This is a genomic window from Marvinbryantia formatexigens DSM 14469 (assembly GCF_025148285.1).
Classification (GTDB): domain Bacteria; phylum Bacillota; class Clostridia; order Lachnospirales; family Lachnospiraceae; genus Marvinbryantia; species Marvinbryantia formatexigens.
On record NZ_CP102268.1, the window covers coordinates 4,508,128 to 4,523,705 of the forward strand.

13 protein-coding genes are annotated in these 15,578 nt (G+C 52.8%); 1 reads left to right on the forward strand and 12 read right to left on the reverse strand.

Annotated features, from left to right (window positions below):
- Positions 1 to 3 precede the first annotated feature (3 nt).
- From NQ534_RS21095 to NQ534_RS21135, 9 genes are all read right to left on the reverse strand, one after another.
- On the reverse strand, positions 4 to 339 hold the full coding sequence (locus tag NQ534_RS21095) for an STAS domain-containing protein (protein WP_040785302.1): 336 nt from the start codon (positions 337 to 339) through the stop codon (positions 4 to 6).
- 333 nt (positions 340 to 672) lie between these two features.
- Positions 673 to 2,238 (reverse strand): tetratricopeptide repeat protein, encoded by a 1,566-nt coding sequence (locus NQ534_RS21100; protein ID WP_050778383.1) that lies wholly within the window; start codon positions 2,236 to 2,238, stop codon positions 673 to 675.
- A gap of 12 nt (positions 2,239 to 2,250) precedes the next feature.
- Positions 2,251 to 2,397 carry a hypothetical protein gene (locus tag NQ534_RS21105; RefSeq protein ID WP_006864251.1) on the reverse strand — a complete coding sequence of 49 codons (147 nt, stop codon included), beginning with the start codon at positions 2,395 to 2,397 and terminating at the stop codon, positions 2,251 to 2,253.
- The gene (locus NQ534_RS21110) at positions 2,394 to 3,773 is read right to left on the reverse strand and encodes a bifunctional folylpolyglutamate synthase/dihydrofolate synthase (protein WP_322790981.1); all 1,380 of its coding nucleotides are present in this window, start codon (positions 3,771 to 3,773) and stop codon (positions 2,394 to 2,396) included. The genes NQ534_RS21105 and NQ534_RS21110 overlap by 4 nt, the downstream gene beginning before the upstream one ends.
- A gap of 145 nt (positions 3,774 to 3,918) precedes the next feature.
- A complete protein-coding gene (locus NQ534_RS21115) occupies positions 3,919 to 4,563 on the reverse strand; it encodes a CatA-like O-acetyltransferase (protein WP_040785300.1) in 645 nt (214 codons plus the stop codon).
- Between the two features lie 123 nt (positions 4,564 to 4,686).
- The gene (locus tag NQ534_RS21120; RefSeq protein ID WP_006864248.1) at positions 4,687 to 5,427 is read right to left on the reverse strand and encodes an amino acid ABC transporter ATP-binding protein; all 741 of its coding nucleotides are present in this window, start codon (positions 5,425 to 5,427) and stop codon (positions 4,687 to 4,689) included.
- A complete protein-coding gene (locus NQ534_RS21125) occupies positions 5,417 to 6,109 on the reverse strand; it encodes an amino acid ABC transporter permease (RefSeq protein WP_006864247.1) in 693 nt (230 codons plus the stop codon). Before NQ534_RS21125 ends, NQ534_RS21120 begins: the two co-directional genes overlap by 11 nt.
- Entirely contained in the window at positions 6,109 to 6,897 is a 789-nt protein-coding gene (locus NQ534_RS21130) for a basic amino acid ABC transporter substrate-binding protein (protein ID WP_242655419.1), read from the reverse strand. Before NQ534_RS21130 ends, NQ534_RS21125 begins: the two co-directional genes overlap by 1 nt.
- Before the next feature lie 280 nt (positions 6,898 to 7,177).
- The gene (locus NQ534_RS21135; RefSeq protein ID WP_050778382.1) at positions 7,178 to 8,203 is read right to left on the reverse strand and encodes a M15 family metallopeptidase; all 1,026 of its coding nucleotides are present in this window, start codon (positions 8,201 to 8,203) and stop codon (positions 7,178 to 7,180) included.
- 314 nt (positions 8,204 to 8,517) lie between these two features.
- On the opposite strand from NQ534_RS21135, the gene NQ534_RS21140 reads away from it, so the two are divergent.
- Positions 8,518 to 9,978 carry a lipopolysaccharide biosynthesis protein gene (locus NQ534_RS21140; protein WP_006864243.1) on the forward strand — a complete coding sequence of 487 codons (1,461 nt, stop codon included), beginning with the start codon at positions 8,518 to 8,520 and terminating at the stop codon, positions 9,976 to 9,978.
- Between the two features lie 316 nt (positions 9,979 to 10,294).
- Here the strand turns inward: NQ534_RS21140 and NQ534_RS21145 are convergent, their stop codons facing one another.
- From NQ534_RS21145 to NQ534_RS21155, 3 genes are all read right to left on the reverse strand, one after another.
- Positions 10,295 to 11,479: an ATP-grasp domain-containing protein gene (locus NQ534_RS21145; RefSeq protein ID WP_040785298.1), complete on the reverse strand. Its 1,185-nt coding sequence runs from the start codon at positions 11,477 to 11,479 to the stop codon at positions 10,295 to 10,297.
- On the reverse strand, positions 11,376 to 12,419 hold the full coding sequence (locus NQ534_RS21150; RefSeq protein WP_006864240.1) for a glycosyltransferase: 1,044 nt from the start codon (positions 12,417 to 12,419) through the stop codon (positions 11,376 to 11,378). Before NQ534_RS21150 ends, NQ534_RS21145 begins: the two co-directional genes overlap by 104 nt.
- A 76-nt stretch (positions 12,420 to 12,495) precedes the next feature.
- Positions 12,496 to 15,576 (reverse strand): YfhO family protein, encoded by a 3,081-nt coding sequence (locus NQ534_RS21155; protein ID WP_006864239.1) that lies wholly within the window; start codon positions 15,574 to 15,576, stop codon positions 12,496 to 12,498.
- Positions 15,577 to 15,578: the final 2 nt, after the last annotated feature.

A 15,578-nucleotide genomic window follows, 5' to 3' on the forward strand; every position in this document is an offset into this window, starting at 1 on the left:
CCCTCAAAACATCTGCGACTGCTCCGGCAGTCCCTCATAGATATCGATTACCTTGTAAATACCGGATAAGGTCAGAATCCGCAGTATCCGGTCATTTACATGGACCGCCGCCACCGCGCCGCCCATAAAGCGTATATTCTTGTACCGCCCCATGATCATTCCGATTCCGGAGCTGTCCATAAAGCTTGTCCGCCGGAAATCAAAAATAATCCGCCGGATGTTGTTGCTCTGTATCAGCCTGTCCGACCCCCGCTTAATCATTTCTGCATTGTGATGGTCCAGCTCCGCCGGAAGAAGCACCGTCAGATCCGTTCCGTTAATCTTGAAAAAATCCTCCATCTCTGTCCTCCCCTTTGAATCATTTTCCTGTCGGAATCCCTCTGCCATATGTCCGGCGCAGCCACGTTGCTTTTTTGATTTTGCTGCGCCGCCTATTGACAGCTTTCTTCGCTAACTCGCCTGCCCTGCAGGCTCAGACACGCTCCGAAAGCTGTCGCTATGCTCGCAAAATCTGCAAAATCTGCCTATTGTCTGCGCCGGACATATGGCAGAGGGATTCCTTCATGAAATACATTAGCGCAAAATGGGACCCGGAAGGAATTTCCTTCCGGGCCCCGCTCCGGGCTTTCTCTTTTGTTGTTATGCCTTTTTCTTTTCCTCTGGCTGAACGCGTCAGCCCTGGGTACCGTCCACCGGTGTGCCGTCTGCGTTTGTCTCTGCCATTGTCCCGTCGGCATTTGTCTCCACCGGCGTACCGTCCGCGTTTGTCTCCGCCGTCTGCGTACCGTCGGCATTGGTTTCCGCCGTGCCGGCATTGCCGGTACTGGTCAGCACGGACTGGTCCGAGACGTACTGCGACAGATTTGCCGCCTGCGCCTGTGCCGGGAATTTTTGTATCGTCTGTTCGAACGCCTTGTCCGCATTCTCTGTATCTCCGAGGTTGTAATAAGCAAAGCTCAGATAATACCAGGCGTCATACTGGTTATCGTCCGTCTCCACCGCCTGTGCAAGCTTTTCTGCCGCCGTGGCGTAATCGCCCTGCGCATATGCCGTTGCGCCCTCGTTATACTGCGTCGTATAAATCGTTGATTTTACGCTCGCCATAATCGTATCGTAAAGCGTCTTTCCGTTGCCGTCCAGGCTGTCGGCGTTCACCTCCGCCAGCTCTGTCGCGGCGCCGCTCTCATCGCCGCCCAGGAATTTCACCGCAGCAGACAGAAGCTGATCGTACCCGTCCGCCTTGTTCTGCGCTTCCTCCATTGTCTGGGTCGCCTCGTCGATCTGCGCCTGATAACCCTCGATTTCCGCCTCCAGCGCATCCACCTGGGCGCTCTCCGCCGCCAGCTTCGTGTTGGCGTCCGTCACCTGCTGGTTGGCGCTCTGATTAATCTTTCTGGTATTCGATGGAATTGCCAAAAACCAGATCAGCGCCGCTCCCAGAACAAATCCCAGGAAAATATTTAAAAATGTCGCCACGGAGGAGCTGTCGCGGAACGTGGTCGGCTGGATAATCGTGTCGTTGCCGCTCATGTAGGTGACCGGACCCAGAAATTTCTTTTCTGTGTGCGGCTCCGCCGGTGTGACCTGCCGCCGGTATTTCTTTCTGCCGAGGTTCGTGGCAACGCCCGTCGCCTCCTCCACCTCGTTCAGATACCTAAGCGTCGTGGTATTGGTGGCGTCGATCTGCGCCGCCTTTTTCAGAAGCCGTCTGGCTTTTTCGTATTCCTGCTGCTTCAGATAGACCAGCGCCAGCAGATGGTAGCCCTTTATCAGATTCGGATTCTGCGTCAGCACCCGCTTTAACTGCATGACCGCCATATCATCGTCGCCCTGGCGGCAGTATTGCAGCGCCTGGTTGTATTTGCGGATAGTCTGGTTGATGACGTCCAGCTTGTTTTTGTTGGACTGCAGCCTGCTTATGTAAAGGTTCGCCGCATTATTCTCCGGCATGATATTTTTGCTGATTACCCATTCGCTCAGCGCGGAAACTACCTCGCCGGTCTCGTAATAAACCAGACCGAGCAGGTTTCTGGCGTCAATATTTTCTTTATTGAATTTCAAGCTTCGCTTCAGACAGGAGACCGCTCCCGAAAGGTCGCGGACAGTTGCCTTCTCCAGCCCCTCGTTGTACAGCAGATTGGAAATGCGCACCACCCGTTTGAGGATGGAGACATCCGCTCCGCAGCCGCTGCAGTAATCTATGGAAGATAACGGCGTGCCGCAGTAAATACATCTCATACGACCGCCCCCTTATCTGTGCTTATTTTTTTCTTCCTGCAGCATTTCCTTCAGAATATCGGTAATATCCGTAAAGTCGCGCTTGTAAATAGCATCCTCCGCCTCGTTGACATCCAGGCTCGGATGAAATTTCTTCAGTTCCTCTTCGTAATTAATCATATATTCCTCTCCTCTATGAGTGCTTTGATTTCCCCTACCAGATACAGCGAACCGACGCAGAACAAAAGCCCGTCTCCCCGCTTCGCAAGCGCCGTCTCAAAGGCTTTGCCGATATCCGGTACCGCCGTCACCTCTGCGTCTGTATATTTGCGGAAAATCCCGGCGAGCTCCTCCGCCGGAACGATGCGCTTTCCCTCAATCTGGGTGGCTATCACCTCTGACAGCCTGCCGGTGTCGCAGATAGTTTTGATCATCTGTTCGTAGTTTTTCTCAACCACCGCGGAGAAAAGCAGGACGATTCTTCTTCCTTCCTGCACGCCGACAAGCGTCCGCACAAACTGCCGCACTCCGTCCTCGTTGTGCGCTCCGTCCACGATCACACCCGGCAGCACAGTCTCCATGCGCCCCTGCCAGTGAGTGTCCGCCATTGCCTGCAGACGCACATCGCAGGAAATTTCGTGCGACGGATCAATCTTCTCCATAGCCAGCAGCGCCAGCGACGCATTTTCCGCCTGATATGGCGCCGGATAGGGCACGGTGATTTTCCTCTTTTCATAATACAGGGCATTCAGCTTAAAATCAATGCTTTTATCTGTTTTATCCAGAATTTCATACATATCGGCGTGCAGTCCTATCGCCGGAGCGTGCTGCTCCTGTGCTCTTTTCCGGATGACCTCCTCCGCCTCCGGACTGCGGCAGCCGTCATAGATTACCGGCACGCCCTCCTTGATGATACCCGCCTTCTCCCAGGCAATCTGCCCGATGGTGTCGCCGAGAATCTCAGTGTGGTCCAGGCTGATGCTCGTAATCACGCACGCCAGCGGGTGCTCCACGATATTGGTGGCGTCCAGCCGTCCACCCAGTCCGGTCTCCAGCACGGCGTATTCCACCTCATGCCGCTCAAACAGCACCAGGCAGACCGCAAAAAGAATCTCAAAATACGCCGGATGTGCGAAACCGTCCGCCAGCATTTCCCGGATGACCTTAAAAACTTTTTCATACGCCTCCAGAAATTCTCCGTCCGTGACAGGCACATTATTAATCTGAAAACGCTCGTTTATCTTCACCAGATGCGGAGATATAAAAAGTCCTGTTTTCTTTCCCCCCGCCGTCAGCATGGAGGACAGAAACGCACAGACAGAACCTTTGCCGTTCGTCCCCGCCACATGGATTACTTTCATTTTCCGCTCCGGCCGCCCAAGACGCTCTATCATCTCGATGGTATTCTCCGGCTTGTTTTTCGTCGTAAACTTCGGAACGCTCTCTATATAGCTTACCGCTTCCTCGTATGTCATAACAAATGTCACTTCTTTCTTTTCAAACTTCCTGCTCTCCGGATGCGGACCACTTTTTCCGCGCTGCAGCAGCGCCTTCATGTCCGTCCTCATCTATCATATATATTTCGCCCCGGCATTGCAAGTAATTTTTTTCGCGTGATTCGACATCCTGCACGTTACCGTTCAGGCATACAGGAAAAATGGGAAGGCAGACCGTGCAGATTTATCAGCTAATGGCTGGTGCCTAAACAGTAATCCCTGCCGCGACTGCGCCAAGCTGCTCCTGCAGTTTCTCATAAAACGCCGCCAGATGAATCCCGTCCACAAGGGCATGATGGCAGAGCACCGTCACCGGCAGCAGCGTGCGTCCCTCACTGGAAAAATATTTTCCCCAGGTGATACGCGGATTGCTGTCCGCAGGAACCGGTACCGGCTGGATCAGCGATGTGTAGGAAAGCCAGGGAAGCGTGGAAATGAAAAACTCGCCCAGAACATCCTCCTCTTCCTCAATGGAATGTCTCTGCCGGGCAGCCTCCTGCTCGCGCTCTGCATATGGCAGGAACTCCTTTAGCGGCATATTTCCATCCAGCGCGCAGTAACAGTAGGTGCCGTCCTCCAGCGCCACCGTGTGCGAGGTTTTGCACCAGTCAAATTCCACAATACCCTCTTCTTTGATGCGCTGCCGGAATTCCGGAATACTGTTCGCAGCCTGCGCGACGCAATAGCATACCGTCAGAAAAAAGGGCAGACGCTCCCTCTTCATTCTGACCAGCGCGTCCGTAATATCCACATTTACCGTCACTCCGACATAAGGGTACGCCAGACTGCGAAAATATGTAAAATGACTTTTTCTCTTATAAGTATCCATGTCCAGATACCGATAATTCATAGGTTTCCTCCTTTTTATGCAAAAAGAGCCGGGAAGCTCTGTAAGCCCCGGCTCCAAATCTGCATCCTCATTCCCGCCGCTCTGTGCTCTGCGCACCCGAAGCATGGGAATGCTTATCTGTGTTCAGATTACTTTACTTAAAAATGCTTTCAACCGCTCATTTTTCGGGTTTTCGAAGAATTCCGCCGGAGCGGCCTCCTCCAGGATATGCCCGTCCGCCATAAAAAGAATGCGGTCCGCAACCTCGCGTGCGAAGCCCATCTCATGGGTAACAACAATCATGGTCATGTGCTCCCTGGCAAGCTCTCCCATAACCTGCAGCACCTCGCCGACCATTTCCGGGTCGAGCGCCGAAGTCGGCTCGTCGAACAGGAGCACCTCCGGTTTCATGCAGAGCGCGCGCACAATGGCGACACGCTGCTTCTGTCCACCGGAAAGCTGGCTCGGATAAGCATTGGCACGGTCTGCAAGCCCGACGCGCGTCAGAAGCTTCATTGCCTCACGCTCCGCATCCTCTTTGCTGACGCCCTGCAGCTTCATCGGAGCAATCGTCATGTTTTTGAGGATCGTCATATGCGGAAACAGATTAAAGTGCTGGAAAACCATGCCCATTTTCTGGCGGTGCTGGTTGATGTTTACCTTTTTGTCCATTAAATCAACGCCGTTAAAATAAATGTGTCCGTCCGTCGGATCCTCCAGACGGTTCAGGCAGCGCAGGAAAGTGCTTTTTCCGGACCCGGACGGTCCGACCACAAATACAACTTCCCCTCTGCGGATTTCCGTCGTCACGCCGTTTAAAGCATGTACGCCGACAAACTCTTTTTTCAGATTTTCCACGCGGATCAAAGGTTCGTTACCGTTCACTGTTACGCAGCCTCCTCTCCAGAATACTCAGAAGCTTGCTGAAAGCAAGCACCATTACCAGATAGATAAGCGCTACCGCAATCAGCGGCATAAACGCATCGTAGGTACGGCTACGGATGATGTCTCCGCCCTTTGTGAGGTCCTCCAGCGCGATATAACCGGCAACCGACGTCTCCTTCAGAAGAACGATAAACTCATTGCCGAGCGCCGGGAGAACATTTTTCAGCGCCTGCGGCAGCACAATATAAATCATCGTCTGCACATAGTTAAAGCCAAGGCTTCTGCCCGCCTCAAACTGTCCGTTGTCGATGGACATGATACCGCTGCGGATAATTTCCGCCACATATGCGCCGGAATTCAGTCCAAACGCCAGTATCGCCACAATCGTCTTGTCGATTCTCACAGAGCCGAAAATAACGAAATAAATGATCAGAAGCTGCACAACCACCGGCGTTCCGCGGATAACGGTAAGATACAGCTTACACAGCGCATTCAGCACCTTCAGCTTTTTTGTCTTATCATAAGTGGAGCGCACGACCGCCACCAGAAATCCGATTGCAATACCGATCAGGACGGCAAAAACCGTCACTATCAGCGTGGTTTTCAGACCGTTTGTCAGATATTTCCAGCGGTCGTCCGCTATAAAGTTTAAATAAAATTTATCGGTAAAATTCTGCAGCATTATTCTGTAACAGCCTCAGTCTCTGCCTCTGCCGCCTCCGTTGCCGCTTCGGTCGTCTCTTCCTCCGCTGCAGCTTCTGTTTCTTCTTCGCTGCCGTCATTGATGTATTTGTCAACAACTTCCTGGAATGCGCCGTTCTCCTTCAGCGTATTAAGCGCAGTGTTTACCTTTTCCAGCAGCTCGTCATTATCCTTTGCAATGGCAATCGCATATTCTTCATCAGCATATGCCTCGTCGATAATCTTAATGCCTTCGTTCTCAGATACGAATACCTTTGCCGGCTCGTTATCGATGACAACGGCGTCAATCTTGCCCTGGGTAAGCGCCTGTACTGCTTCAAAGCCCTTGTTGTAGCGCTCTACTGTAACGCCCTCCTCGTCGCTCACATAAATGTCTCCGGTCGTTCCGGTCTGTACGCCAACGATTTTTCCGCTGAGGTCATCCGGACCTGCGATATCGCTGTCCTCTTTTACAATAATTACCTGCTTTGCGGTTGCATAGGTATCCGTAAAGTTTACAGACTGCATACGGTCTTCTGTAACGGTAAGACCAGCCATTGCAATGTCCGCTTTTCCGGACTGAACCGCTGCCAGAACGGAATCAAATGCCATATCTTCAATCTCCAGAGTCATGCCAAGCTCTTCTGCAATCAGAGCTGCAACCTCCGCATCAATTCCGACGATCTCGTCGCCCTCATGATACTCATACGGCGGGAACTCCGCGTTGGTCGCCATCACCAGGACATTGTCCTCCTCCGCCATAGCGCCAAACCCGAATGAAAGAACCATCGTGCCTGCAAGTAAAGCTGCTGTTAATTTTTTCATAATACTCATCCTCCTGCATAATCTTGAATAAATATACTTGAATATTCATGATTAATACGCTACCACCAATCAAAATTTTTGTCAATCGTTTTTTACGGCTTTATTAGCAATTTGCGCACCGTGTGCCATCTCGCACGCTCTGCGCGCCGGGTGGCGGCGCGCCCTATAAATCGTCAAAAAAAGCACCGGGATTCCAAGCTTTCGCTTGCCTCCCGGTGTTTTTTTGACGATTTGCACGGCTTGGCTAGGTACCAAAGTACGAGAAATGCATATAATCCTTGCTGTCGCCCCAGTCTCCCTGGCTGAAGCCGTATTTTTTGAATATTTTTGCAACTACGCCGTCTTTTGGAATGGAATAGGGGTCAGTGCCGGGCTTCCAGTATTTTCCGGCGGTGATGGCGCCGGTCCTTACATTAACCATGTAGTTTTCCGTCCAGTTTATATCGATAGCGGTGCCGGTGTTGTGCTCGGAATGACCGCCCCGCCATTCGTACCCGCCCAGCTCGTGAATCGGGAATTTTGACGGGTCTTTGTATATTTCATTAAAAATCTGCTGGACCGTCGCCGCGAGATTTTTGTGCACCATGATGGTCCACGTACGGGTATATTTTTCGCCGCTCTTCCCGTTTTTGAAATCCCAGGTCTTCACCGTAATGGACTTCATGTTTTTCTTCGCCTGCGACGCGGAGGTGTAATAGCCGCCCGGATAACGCATACTTAAACTGGCGTCGCCGAACACCTTCTGATATTTCTGCTTTTTCGTCGGATTCTGAAGAGTCCCCGCAGAGCCTCCCGAACTGCCGCCGGTTCCTGCAGAGCTGTTATTGCCGGTGCTTCCATTCTTATCTGTCTGCGAAGTTTTCTTCGCAATATAGCCATAGGCAATGCCGGACAGCTTTCCGAAAGAAGTGCCCGCTTTATTTTTCTTATAGGCGCGCACCACATAAGCGTAAGCCTTTCCCTGCTTTCTTCCGCTGATGGTACAGCTCGTTTTTGATGCGCCGCTGATGGTTTTCACCCGCTTATACAGCGTGCTGCCAGATGAATAATCCCGGCAGAAAATCTGATAGCCGGTCGCCCCGCTCACCTTTTTCCAGGTAACCTTATGCTTCGTAGTACCGGATGCCGTTACTTTAACACTTTTCACCTGCGCCGGCGCCGCCGGTTTTTTCGCCGCCTGCGCGAATGCCGCAAGCCCCGCCCAGAGCATCAGCGCCGCAAGCATCGTCATCATAACCCGGACAATAGAATTTTTCCTGCTGCAAACCATGTCTGTTTCCTCCCAATCTGCATTTTCCCTCATAATACTTTTTCATGCCAGACTGCCCGGCACTGCGTCCTCCGGCAGTCTTTTCTGTATCATAACATATTTTTTAACAGATTGGAAGTATTTATTTCAAAATTGTTACATTTTTATTACCGTTTTTCACAGTGATTTAACGGTTGGCAGGCGCGCTTTTTTCTGTTATACTCATAAAAAAGGTCTTTACCCGCCCTCTTATAACCGCGGCGGATTCCGGCCACCGACTCCCGGCATCGTAAAAAGCTTTGCCCGGACACGACAAAAAAGGAAGTGTACTGCAGATGAATGCACAGAAACCCTCTGTTTCACAAAAGAACCAAAACGCGCTCAACCAGCTTGCCCTGAAGGCAGGCTTATTCTATATTTTCGCACAGCTTCTTGTGCGCGGCATCACCTTTCTGACAACGCCCATCCTCACCCGGCTTTTGTCGAAGGCGCAGTACAGCGATGTGCGGCTCTACGAATCCTGGCTGCTGATTATCGGTCCCGTTTTTTCACTGAATCTGTACCGCAGCGTGGAGCGCGCGAAATACGAAAATGGAAAAAATTTCAATGAATTTGTCTCCTGTACGCAGACGCTTTCTTATTTATCCATCGGCTTCTGTTTTCTGGTCTGTCTGATTTTTAAAGAACCGCTGAAGATTTTCTGCGATATGAATGATCTGATGTTTTACATGGCGTTTCTCTACACCTTCGCCCACACTGCGATTATGTTCCTGCAGCGGCGTGAAAAACAGATGATGCGCTATAAAGCAAGCACCGCCGTAACGGCGCTGACAGTAATTCCCGCCACACTGCTGTCCATTCTTCTTATCTGGATCGGGAAAGAGACCGGACACAGCGATGCCCTTGTCTCCCTGCGCGTCATCGGCTACTATGTGCCATTCGTGCTCGCCGGAACCATCATCGCCATCGTGCTGCTCGTCCAGGGAAAAAAAGCCGTCTCCCGTGCGCACTGGAAATATGCGCTGCTGTTTTCGCTCCCGCTGATTCCGGAAGCGATATCCATCCAGATCATGAACCAGGCAGACCGGATTATGGTCCGCCATCTGATCGGCAAAGAAGAGGCAGCCATCCTCGCGCTCGGCACTACCGTTTCCTATATTATCTGGATTCTGGAAGATTCGGTGTGGAACGCCTGGCTGCCCTGGCTTTATGAAAAAATTTCCCGGAAGGAAACCGCCGACGTGGAAAAGCCGTGGACAATTCTCATGCACGGCTTCGGCATCCTCTCCTGGTTTCTTGTTCTGCTCTCCCCGGAAATCGTGGCAATCCTCGGAAGCAGCGAATACCGCGACTGTATCTACCTGACGGCGCCCATGCTGACAGGCACGCTCTTCCGCTTCTACAGCTACAGCTACACGGCGGTCGGAAACTACCACAAAAAGACCGGCTATGTAGCGGCCTCCACCGTCGGTACCATGCTGCTTAACGTGATTCTGAATTACATCTGCATCCGCAGCTTCGGCTACCGGGCAGCCGCTTACACCACCGCTTTCAGCTATTTTGTGCTGCTGCTCGTGCAGAGCTTTATGGAATACCGTCTGACCGGCACGCTCATCATCCCCATCAGGAAAACCGTCGCTGTGTCACTCGCTTATTTTGTGCTCTGCTGCGCCAGTATGCTGCTCTTCTCCTGCCCGGCGCTCCTGCGCTACGGTGTGCTGCTCGCAGGTGCGCTGGCGGCAGTCAGATTTCTGCTGCCGCAGTGCCTTGGTATTCTGAAGCTTCTGAAAAAATAAAAAACACCCATCTTTCTTTTATAAGAAAATGAGTGTAACTAAAAAACGTCCACTGGACGTTTTTGTCGTATACATGGCAACAAAAAGCAGACCGCTGCAGGGAATCCGCCTGCCTGGTATCCGAAGCAGACGATAGGCAGCCGCTGCAGATTTTGCGAGCACAGCGACAGCTTTCGGAGCGTGTCTGAGCCTGCAGAGCAGGCGAGTCAGCGAAGAAAGCTGTCAATAAGCGGCGCAGCAAAATCAAAAGCGGCAACGTGTCTGCGGCGGATACCAGGCAGGCGGATTCCGGCATGAGCCGGCACTTTTTATCTCTTTAACCTTCTACTTCTATTTCAATATTATCCATCGTCTCGTGCAGCAAAGCGACTGCTTTTTCCAGCGTCTCGCCCTTTGTGACCACATGCCCGATGCGATGCGGTCCGATGCGGAATTTTTCCACCTTCTCCCCCACCCCGTGGTCGAACAGAATCTCGTAGATGTCCGGGTTTTCCCCGTTGCGGTTGGTAATCGAGCGGATAACGCCGTCCCGGTCGCTCATCAGCAGATGACTGGCGTTTGGCACCTGCGCGTGACCGGTAAAGTCCAGATTCTTCTCGCCGAGCGCCGCCAGAAGAATCTTCTCATAATAATCAAAGCCGTAGTAAATGGAAACCGATTCCGCCAGGCAGGTCGCACCGGAGCGTCCGCCGATTTCCAGGACATACGTCTTGTTATCCTTCAGAATAAAGTCAGCATTGATGGCGCAGTTATCCAGCTCCATCGCCGCAATCGCCAGACGGAGCTGCTCCTTGGCGTCCTCGATGACCGCGTCGTCCAGCTCGTAGGGCACAAAATGCCCGATGGGCACGCCGGTATCCCCGTGGAACACGTAATCGCCGTGCGGCATGATAAACTGCACCTTCCCCTGGTAAACAAACGCCTGCGCGCCGAATTCCTCTCCCTCGATAAACTCTTCGACAATAAAATAATCCTTCCTGGTATATTTCTTCGCCAGCGCGATCGCCTCCGCGAAATCCTCCCGGCGGTCCACCCGCGTGATTCCGCGGCTTCCGGAAGAATCCACCGCCTTAAAAATCAGCGGCAGGGAAAGCTCGTCAATCTTCTCATACACATCCGGCGCGTCAAAGGCAATCTTGCGGTACTTCGCCGTCCGCACGCCGTTTTTCTCATAGACCTCTTTCATCAGCAGCTTATTGGTCGCAATGGTCGCGCCACGGCAGGAAAGCCCGCACAGCCCCAGCGCGTCACAGACTTTGCCAATCGTGATAACGGCAACGTCTGTCCCCGCTGTCACAATCCCGTCGATTTTCTCTTCCTTTGCAATCTCCAGAATCTTTTCCCAGTCCGTCGTATTTTCGTAATATACCTTGTCCGCCAGTGCAAAGCCCGGATAATTACCGGGAATGCTCACCGCGATCGCATAAATCCCCAGACGCTTTGCCGTCCGGATCAGCGGAACCTGATAAATCCCCGCACCCAGAATCATGATTTTCTTCATCGTTTGTTTTCCCTTTCCTTCCATAAACCTTTCGTACAACAAATTGCGGCGAGCGCTGCACCACCAGGAACATCCTGCCGATGTACTCCCCGATAAGTCCCATAAACAGCAGAATCACACCGGAGAAAAAGCACACAGCGGCCACCATCGTAGACCAGCCGATCGGAACTGCCGGATGTGTCATTTTATTAATAATGACCGCAATCACGCCGATCAGCCCGATTACGGAAAACAGGCAGCCAAGCCTCGTCGCCAGCCGCAGCGGCACAACTGAGAAGCCCATGATATTCGACCAGAGCTGAAGCAGCTTTTTCATCGTATAATTTGACTGTCCGACCTCGCGCTTAAAATGCTGGATAGGCACGCTGCTGATATTCTTTGTCGTGCGCAGAAACAGCCCCTGCAGATGCGTAAACGGGCTCTCGTAGCGGATGACCGCATCCCGCACAAACCGGCGTATCACCCAGTAGCTCGACGTTTTCATATCTTTCGGCTTTCCAATCAGCCAGCGCACCGTCATATAATTGACATAGCTTCCGAAGTTACGGAACGGGCTCTGCTTTTTCTGCTCGTAATATCCGTAAACGATGTCATAGCCCTTGTCAAACTCCGCAAACAGATACTGAAGCTGGGAGGGATGCGTCTGCCCGTCATCATCCATCGCAATCAGAATATCCCCCTCCGCATAATTCAGCCCCGCCATCACAGCGTTATGCTGTCCGCTGTTAAAAGCAAGCTCGATTACCCGCACACAGTCGTATTCCTCCGCCAGTGCGCGCAGCTCGTTGATGGTCTTCGGATTGTTGGGGGAATAATCATCCACCAGCACAAATTCATATTCGTTTCTGCCAAGACGCTCCATTTCCTTCATGGTCATCTCAACAACCCTGCGGATTGTCCTGTCTGAATTATAACACGGAATAATGATGCTGTGCAGCATTTTTTCTCTTCCTCCTCAAAATATTCCTCATCCGCGTTACTGTTCACTCCGTTCACAGTAACCTTTTCGATTGGCGCTAAACAGATCCCTCCGATACCTGGCGCCGCCTCCGTGCCTTAAGAAGCAGCAGAATGAAAATCAGAAACGCGGCGATGGAGACGCCCACACCGATGCGCATTCCCGGCATCCGGTAGCGCAGCTCAATGGTGTGCCCGCCCGGCTCCAGCCAGATTCCCATGTACATAAGGTTCGCCTTCTCTATTTCCGTCTTCTGCCCGTCCACATAAGCGGTCCAGCCGTTCTGGTACGGGATGGAAAGCACCAGAAGCTTTTCCTCTTCCAGCGAGATATCTCCCTTCACACAATTTGTCTGTATCTCCACATTTTCCAGCACATTTTCCTTCAGCGCATCCGTGTAGTCCTTCATATTGTCCATCGGCTGACAGTAAATCTGAATGTCGTCAAACCGCAGGCTTTTTCCCTCTGTGAAGGTAATCCGGCAGGTACCGTCCGCCTCCTCGTGATAACCGAGGTTGAACAGATAGTCCTTCTGCCCCGAATAATAGGGATTTTCCACGCCGTGCAGACTGTAGGTATTGCTGTACTTTCCACATTCGTACTCAAAGGAGGCGCTGTAGCCGTCTTCATATTGAAGTCCCCGGATATACAGATAGACCTCGGAATTTTCCGTCCCACTGTAATCCAGCGTGAGCGTGGCTTCCTCTCCCTTTTTATACTGTATCGTAAGCACACCGTCCCCGACGGTCACATTTTCGCAGGTCTCTCCCGTAATCTCCGCCATCTGCCCGGTAATCTGCACGGCGCCGTCCGCAGACTTTATATCCGCCGTATCTGCAGATTCCGCCTGTGCGGACGCGCTCCTGGCGCCTTTTATGTCCGACATATCTGCAGATTCTGCCTGCGCACCCGCGTCACTGGCGCCTTTTATGTTCACCGTGTCCGCAGATTCTGCCTGCGCGCCCGCGTCACTGGCGCCTTTTATGTCCGACGTGTCCGCAGATTCTGCCTGCGTGCCCGCAGCGCTCTCCAGCGACGCCGCCTGCATCAGCACCTCCTGACGCTCCGGCACTTCGTAGGCGAGCAGCTCCTCCTCACTGATTACCGTGTCGTATGTATAACCGATGGGCAGCGCCATTTCATTTTCAAAGACCTCGTAGGTTTTGCCGTTTTTCTCTGTCTCCAGCACTTTTTTATAGCCGTAGGGCAAATCGTACTCCGTCTCCTTATCAAGCGCATAATACTTCACGCACGCCAGCGTATCCAGAAACGTCCTGCCGTCAAAACCCTTCAGGCGCACGCCGCTCCAGGTGCTCACACCCATCTGCAGATAATAGTCCTGCATGATTCTGCTCGTGGTGCTGGAATACCAGACTGTGCCGTTATAATCCAAAAACTGCGCCGCTCCCTGAATCTTGCGGTTTACCTTTTTTGTCGCCGCGCGGTAAAACGAATCGTCCTCCACGTCCTCCAGCGCCGCGAGCGGCATTTGCGTGATGCCCTCCACCACCGTCCCCGCTTTTGGAAATTCCGAGGCGTAATTCTCCATCCGCGGCGCAAAGGTCTCCAGTCCGTAACACCAGAGAGAAACGACCGTCAGCGCCACCAGAGCTCCTCCGGCAAGCCGGTCCGTCCCCGGTATCCTCCACCTGCGAAGCCGCCGGCTCTGCAGGCGCTCCTGCTGTGCTTCCATATTTCCGGAAAAAACGCCTGCTGCATTTCCGAAAAAGCCTGCCGGACCTCCTGAAGAGCCGCCTGCTGCATTTCCGGAAAAGCCCGCCGGACCTCCGGAAGAGCCGCCTGCCGCATTTTCAGAAGAATCTGCCAGTTCGTCCGCCGGACAAAAAAGCAGCACGACAACCAGCGTCAGCACCAGCACCACCCCGGACACCAGCGCAATATAGCGGTTCTTTCCATGCGAGAAAAGTACCTCCGCCGCAAACAGCACCAGAAAGGGCAGGGACGCCAGAACCACTATCCGCCGCTCTTTTTTTGTCAGCTCCCGGATATCCTTTATCACAAACGCCAGTGCCGCCGACAGCGCAAACGAATAGACGTAGCTCCAGCGGTTGTTAATATTGCTGAAGCCGCTGAACACAAACGCCACCGCCGGAATCATCAGGAACACCGTTCCCGTGAGCACGGTAGATTTCAGAAGCTTCCTGCCTTTGCGCAGAAACAGCACCACCAGCCCGACATAAATCAGCGGAATATAGCCCAGCCGCAGCCAGTTGCCCGGTCCGCGGCCCGCCGTCAGAAAATCACGGAAAAAACTCAGCGGCCACTTCCAGCCGTAAAAGAGGAAGTTTGCGCTGCTGCCGTAATCCACCGCCTCCGTGCGCCCGCTCGTCAGATAGGAAGCGAAGGAATCTATCAGCGTGCCGTTTCCGATCGCCACGCCCAGCAGATAGGAGCCGGCAATCATGCCAAGCTTCTTCCAGAATTCCCGGAAGGTGCGGTGCTCCTTATCGTGGAAAAAGCGCAGCAGAAAATACACCGCCGTGGCGAGGGTATTGATATACAGAAAATAATATCCGCACCAGAGGTGGATCCACACCACCAGCGTGCACAGATACCAGCGCTTATGACGATAAAGCTCCTCCAGCGCCAGAATGCACAGCGGCAGCATAATCAGCCCGTACAGAAAATGCGCGTGCCGCATACATGCCCACAGCCCGTAGCCGCAGTAAATATAAGAAAAACTGCCGATCAATGCCGCCGTCCATCCGTTCCGGAAATAAAACAGAAACACCGACATGGACAGTCCGGCGAAATAAAACCGCAGAAGGAGCACAACGCCGTAGGCAAGCTCCGCCTGCGACGCGTCAAACAGCAGGAACACCCAGTACAGCGGCTCAAAGTGCAGAGGGATAGTATTTCCCATGCCAAGCGTGAAATCATAGGTGGGGATGGAAAAATCCCCCTCCAGGAACCCGGCGAGCACCTCCCGCGTTTTCGTCCCGAAATACGCCGCCCGCGGCACATACTGCGACACCGCGTCGGAATACCAGACAAAGCTTCTTCCCTGCAGAATCAGCACCAGAAATACGCCCGCCGTCACCACGGCAAACAGCACGCTGTACAGCAGCCAGTATTTCAGATAATATTTCGCACCGCGCGGCGCGTGATTATCCAGCATAC

Bases quoted from the DNA above. Each gene is read 5' to 3' on its own strand.
- NQ534_RS21145 (WP_040785298.1), bottom strand. From the start codon at position 11,479: ATGAAGAAAATCATGATTCTGGGTGCGGGGATTTATCAGGTTCCGCTG.
- NQ534_RS21130 (WP_242655419.1), bottom strand. From the start codon at position 6,897: ATGGTTCTTTCATTCGGGTTTGGCGCTATGGCGGAGGAGGACAATGTC.
- NQ534_RS21100 (WP_050778383.1), bottom strand. From the start codon at position 2,238: ATGAGATGTATTTACTGCGGCACGCCGTTATCTTCCATAGATTACTGC.
- NQ534_RS21115 (WP_040785300.1), bottom strand. From the start codon at position 4,563: ATGAATTATCGGTATCTGGACATGGATACTTATAAGAGAAAAAGTCAT.
- NQ534_RS21105 (WP_006864251.1), bottom strand. From the start codon at position 2,397: ATGATTAATTACGAAGAGGAACTGAAGAAATTTCATCCGAGCCTGGAT.
- NQ534_RS21135 (WP_050778382.1), bottom strand. From the start codon at position 8,203: ATGGTTTGCAGCAGGAAAAATTCTATTGTCCGGGTTATGATGACGATG.
- NQ534_RS21125 (WP_006864247.1), bottom strand. From the start codon at position 6,109: ATGCTGCAGAATTTTACCGATAAATTTTATTTAAACTTTATAGCGGAC.
- NQ534_RS21155 (WP_006864239.1), bottom strand. From the start codon at position 15,576: ATGCTGGATAATCACGCGCCGCGCGGTGCGAAATATTATCTGAAATAC.
- NQ534_RS21150 (WP_006864240.1), bottom strand. From the start codon at position 12,419: ATGCTGCACAGCATCATTATTCCGTGTTATAATTCAGACAGGACAATC.
- NQ534_RS21095 (WP_040785302.1), bottom strand. From the start codon at position 339: ATGGAGGATTTTTTCAAGATTAACGGAACGGATCTGACGGTGCTTCTT.
- NQ534_RS21140 (WP_006864243.1), top strand. From the start codon at position 8,518: ATGAATGCACAGAAACCCTCTGTTTCACAAAAGAACCAAAACGCGCTC.
- NQ534_RS21110 (WP_322790981.1), bottom strand. From the start codon at position 3,773: ATGAAGGCGCTGCTGCAGCGCGGAAAAAGTGGTCCGCATCCGGAGAGC.